Origin of the sequence: Brachyspira catarrhinii (genome assembly GCF_005518285.1) — a bacterium.
Lineage (GTDB): Bacteria > Spirochaetota > Brachyspiria > Brachyspirales > Brachyspiraceae > Brachyspira > Brachyspira catarrhinii.
In genome coordinates this window covers 1-4329 of sequence record NZ_SJDU01000193.1, presented here as the reverse complement: position 1 = coordinate 4329, position 4329 = coordinate 1, and the positions used below count along the sequence as shown (strand labels likewise).

The window sequence follows — 4329 nt, the reverse complement described above, 5'->3', positions numbered from 1 at the left end:
CAAAATCTTTTTTATAATATTCGTAAGCCAATCTTTTTTTGCTGTTTTCTTTTTTATTTTTTACTCTCTTCTCTTTATTGAAACTTTTAAAAACTATTTTTCCGTTGGAACTTGAAAAAGAACGAATTTTATATAATTCTTCGATAGTTTTTTGTATTAACGGATTATATTTTATAGTTTCGAGTAATTTTATATCGACCGTATCGAATTTAAGAATAATATTAGTTTTATCTGTAAAAGCGTTTATGCCCGAAGAATTAAGCAAAGGCAAAGCGTTATTAATATCGGTTATATTGTAAATATTTTCTATTTTTAAGGTTTTATATTCTTGCATTTTGATTTTATTCATATTTTATTTTTTTCGTTATTTTCTTATTATAAATTCAAATTGATTAAAAAACAACTAAAAACAAAAAATACTGGGAGATTTAAAAATTTATTCCTTCAAATAAACTTCTCCCTGACGAAGAATTTTTTTATTTATAGAATCGTATAAAGTCGATGGGAGTTTTTTTTCTATTAATCCCGCGTTGATTATCAAATCTACTTTATCTTTAAAAATTTCTACTATTTTATCGCCATCGTAAATAACGCCTTCGCCAGAAAGATTTGCGGAAGGAGCGACAATCGGAGGAGTTTCTTTAAGAATGAGTTTCATATAATCGTCTTTTGGAATTCTAATTGCAACGGTGGATTTTAAGAATTCAAAATTATATTTTAAATTTGCAGATAACGGCATTATAAAAGTTAATTCGCCCGGAATATTTTTTTTGACAATTTCTGGAATCGGCATATCGGAAAATAATTTCAAATCTTTTTCGTTTTCAAGCAATATTAATAAAGGTTTGTCTTTTTCTCTTCCTTTGATTTCATAAATTCTATGAACTGCATCTGGACAAAAAGCGTTCGCAAGCATTCCGTAAACCGTGTCGGTTGGAGAGATAACCACTCCGCCAGATTTAATAACTTTAGCGACTTCGTTTGCCGCATATTTGACGCTTTCAATATCGTTTTTATTAAGATTGATAATCATATTTTATTTTCTTATTATAGTAGGATGAATATAAACCGAAGCGAAACCTCTTCTTTTAGCGTTATGCAAAGCTAAAAGCGATGGAGCTACTTCTTTTTCAACATTATTTTCAAAATGATAAGTTTTTCTGTAAGCCGTGTAAGATATTCCAGCGGACATTGTATATTTTATAAGCATTCCGTTATAATCGAGTTCGTTTTTTCTGACTAAATTTTTTATCTCTTCCACTTTTTCATCGTATAATCTTATGTCCATTCTTTTAAATGCCACTATAAATTCGTTGTTTCCAAAACGAGCTATTAAATCTTCTTCTCTGCTTGCGTCTTTCAAAACTTTCGTAAATTGAAGAATTATCTCTTCCGCAGCCATTATTCCGAATTCGTTTATTATATTTTCAAGCCCGTCAATACAAAAACATGACAATATAATCGTGTCTTCATGCCGAACGCTTTCAAAAACAAATTTTTTAAATTGCTTATAGAATTCTTTTTTATTATCGAGTCCCGTTTCCAAATCGTAATTGAGTATGTCGTCATATTTTTTTTGAGCTTCTTTAAAAGATTTATAATGCTCCTCTGAAACATCTTTAAGATTATTTAATTCTTCTTCAATATCGTTATTCTGTTTGATTAATTTATTATTTTCAACGAATAATTTTTTTAATTTCAAAGCTCCGTTAACCGAAGCGATAAATTCCATTTCGTCAAAAGGAGTAAATATTAAATCGTCTATTCCCAAACCAATAGCCTCTTCAATAAATTCCATTTTTCTGTAGGGCGTGCTTAATAGAATAACGGGAATTCCTTTTGTGTTTTCTTCGGTTTTGAAAGTTTCAAGAAGTTGCAATCCTTGTGAATCTCCAATATCGGCGTCAAGAATTATCAAATCTATAGAACTTTCGTTTGCGATTTCTATTCCTTTCGAGCGAGATTTTGTGGGAATCGGATTATAATGTCTTTCTTTTAAAATATCGATTATTTTTTCAACGACTTCGTCTCTATATTCTATGACTAAAATATTTTCATTCATAATAAACGCTTTTTATATGATTAATTATATTTATATTTTTAATTTAAAGTTCTTTTTTAAATATCGTAAATAAACGGAATATATTGAATAAAAAATATGTTAATACTTTAATCGACATAAATTTTATTAAAAAATTGCTATTGACTTTTTTAAATAAAATTTTATAATTTAATTATGGTTATAAAAGTTTTGATTCGCAGCATGAATTCAATTCAATTCAATTCAATCGTTTAAACTTAAAATTAAATTATGTTTACTCATTAAACATTTATTTTTATTCGGGAGAGATTTATGCCAACTAACGATAATATAAAAAATATCTCGCAGGAATTATTAAACAAATGCAGAAAATTAATCGGTAAAAAATTCGATAAAAATCGCATAAACGAAATTGAAGGGAGCGATAATTTTATCAAAGCGTTAATTGACGGAAAAAATTTTAATATATTCTACGATATGATTGAAGAAAAATATTCTAAAAAATTATTTAAAAAAATAGTTAGATATAGATACATTTTAGCCTTTTATCCAAATTCATTTATTGACAATAAACGAAAAATTAATTTAAGTATAAAATACGGCGCTATAAATATATTTCATTGGGGATTAAAAAGAATATTATTTTATTTTCAAAAATCTAAATATCTTAACGAGATAGAAGGCTTTTTATTATTTTATACATTCGGACTAAAACAATACGATGTTAAAAATATTTTTGAAGCAAAAGATAATGCGACTATATTTGACATTGGAGCTTGGAAAGGAGACACGGCTTATTTCTTTTCAAAAAAATGTTCCGACAACGCGCAAATATACGCTTTCGAGCCTGATAATTACGCTTACGAAATATTAGAAAAAGTTAAAAATAAATACAAATTAAATAATGTGATTACAAAAAATATTTTATTTTCAAATGCGGAAAAAGAAATTGATTTTGTTTCTATGATTAAAAATACTCCCGCCGCAAAGAAAAACGCAATTACGATAGATAAATTCGTTGAAGAAAATAATATAGAAAAAATAGATTTTATAAAGATGGATGTCGAAGGAGCTGAAAGAACTATATTGGAAGGTGGGGTAAAAACTATAAAGAAATTCAAACCTCATTTGGCGATTGCAATTTATCATGGCGGCAAACTTTTTATGGAAGATTTTTACGATGTGCCGATTTTTATAAAAAATATTATTAACGAGGATTACGAATATTACATAAGAACTTTTTCGCCTTGGTGCGGAGAGACTATTCTTTTTTGCAAACCTAAAAATTTTATTTATCCAACAAAATTAATCAATTCTCCAATACTTTCTATATAACAAACTATTTTATCGCCCGACTTCATATATTTTGGAGGATTAAAAGACATACCGACTCCGCCTGGCGTTCCCGTAGCTATTATATCTCCCGCTTCCAAAGTCATTCCTTTTGAAATATCTGAAACCAAATTATATATATCATGAATCATATATTTTGTATTCGATGATTGTCTAATTTCTTCGTTTAAAATACTTTTCACTTCCAAATTAAAAATATCTTTTATATCGTCTTTATAAACTATGCATGGTCCCATTGCGCTATAATAATCCAAACTTTTTCCTTTATACCACTCCGAATGTTCTTTCTGAATTGTCCTCGAAGAGATGTCGTTAAATATACTGTAGCCAAAAATATAATCGTTCGCTTGTTCAACCTTTATATCTCTTCCGTTTTTTCCAATTATAATTGCAAGTTCGACTTCGTAATCCAAACATTTATCCAAATCGAATCTCGCTTTAATTTTTTCGCCGAGTCCTATTATTTCAATCGCTCTCTTTGAAAAATAAACGGGCTTTTTGGAATTGTTTTTATCCATAAGTTTATTGCCTTCGATTTCTTTCAAATGGTCGCTATAATTTACTCCAACGCAAATTATATCGTGAATCGGTTTTCTTATCGGGGATAGTATTTGAATATTTTCTATCGAATAAGCGGGATATTTATCGAAATTTTCGCTCGCGTTTTTTAGAGTTTTAAACAAATCTTTATTCATATTTTTTATTAATTTAATCATAGGATTTTCGCCGTATTGAAAATCGCTTATAATTTCTTTTATAGCTATAACTTTTTTATCGTCTTTGCTCACGATTCCAACTGCTTCGGTATTATTCCATTCTATAAACGAAACGAATTTCATTTTACAACCTCAAAATATTATTTAAATATTATTATAATTAATTTAAATTAGTTTTCAAGTTTATAGTATTTTTTATAATATTGCTATTGACTTTCT

Annotated in this window: 5 protein-coding genes; 1 reads left to right on the top strand and 4 read right to left on the bottom strand. The window is 27.8% G+C overall.

Translation table 11 applies throughout. The annotated features are described in order from the left end of the window. From EZH24_RS07765 to EZH24_RS07755, 3 genes are all read right to left on the bottom strand, one after another. The coding region (locus EZH24_RS07765) for a hypothetical protein (RefSeq protein ID WP_201798578.1) at window positions 1-349 on the bottom strand (349 nt) is incomplete at its 3' end. 87 nt (window positions 350-436) lie between these two features. Further along, window positions 437-1033 (bottom strand): L-threonylcarbamoyladenylate synthase, encoded by a 597-nt coding sequence (locus EZH24_RS07760; protein WP_137998546.1) that lies wholly within the window; start codon window positions 1031-1033, stop codon window positions 437-439. A 3-nt stretch (window positions 1034-1036) separates the two neighbouring features. Continuing rightward, window positions 1037-2062 carry a diguanylate cyclase domain-containing protein gene (locus tag EZH24_RS07755; protein WP_137998545.1) on the bottom strand — a complete coding sequence of 342 codons (1026 nt, stop codon included), beginning with the start codon at window positions 2060-2062 and terminating at the stop codon, window positions 1037-1039. Between the two features lie 291 nt (window positions 2063-2353). On the opposite strand from EZH24_RS07755, the gene EZH24_RS07750 reads away from it, so the two are divergent. Then, window positions 2354-3376 carry an FkbM family methyltransferase gene (locus EZH24_RS07750; RefSeq protein ID WP_137998544.1) on the top strand — a complete coding sequence of 341 codons (1023 nt, stop codon included), beginning with the start codon at window positions 2354-2356 and terminating at the stop codon, window positions 3374-3376. Here EZH24_RS07750 and EZH24_RS07745 read toward each other — a convergent pair. Next, window positions 3334-4233: a fumarylacetoacetate hydrolase family protein gene (locus tag EZH24_RS07745; RefSeq protein ID WP_137998543.1), complete on the bottom strand. Its 900-nt coding sequence runs from the start codon at window positions 4231-4233 to the stop codon at window positions 3334-3336. The two genes, EZH24_RS07750 and EZH24_RS07745, sit on opposite strands and share 43 nt — an antisense overlap. Window positions 4234-4329 lie beyond the last annotated feature (96 nt).

What these genes read in the sequence shown, in the direction of transcription:
- EZH24_RS07760 (WP_137998546.1), bottom strand. Translation starts at nt 1,033, where the DNA reads ATGATTATCAATCTTAATAAAAACGATATTGAAAGCGTCAAATATGCG.
- EZH24_RS07755 (WP_137998545.1), bottom strand. Translation starts at nt 2,062, where the DNA reads ATGAATGAAAATATTTTAGTCATAGAATATAGAGACGAAGTCGTTGAA.
- EZH24_RS07750 (WP_137998544.1), top strand. Translation starts at nt 2,354, where the DNA reads ATGCCAACTAACGATAATATAAAAAATATCTCGCAGGAATTATTAAAC.
- EZH24_RS07745 (WP_137998543.1), bottom strand. Translation starts at nt 4,233, where the DNA reads ATGAAATTCGTTTCGTTTATAGAATGGAATAATACCGAAGCAGTTGGA.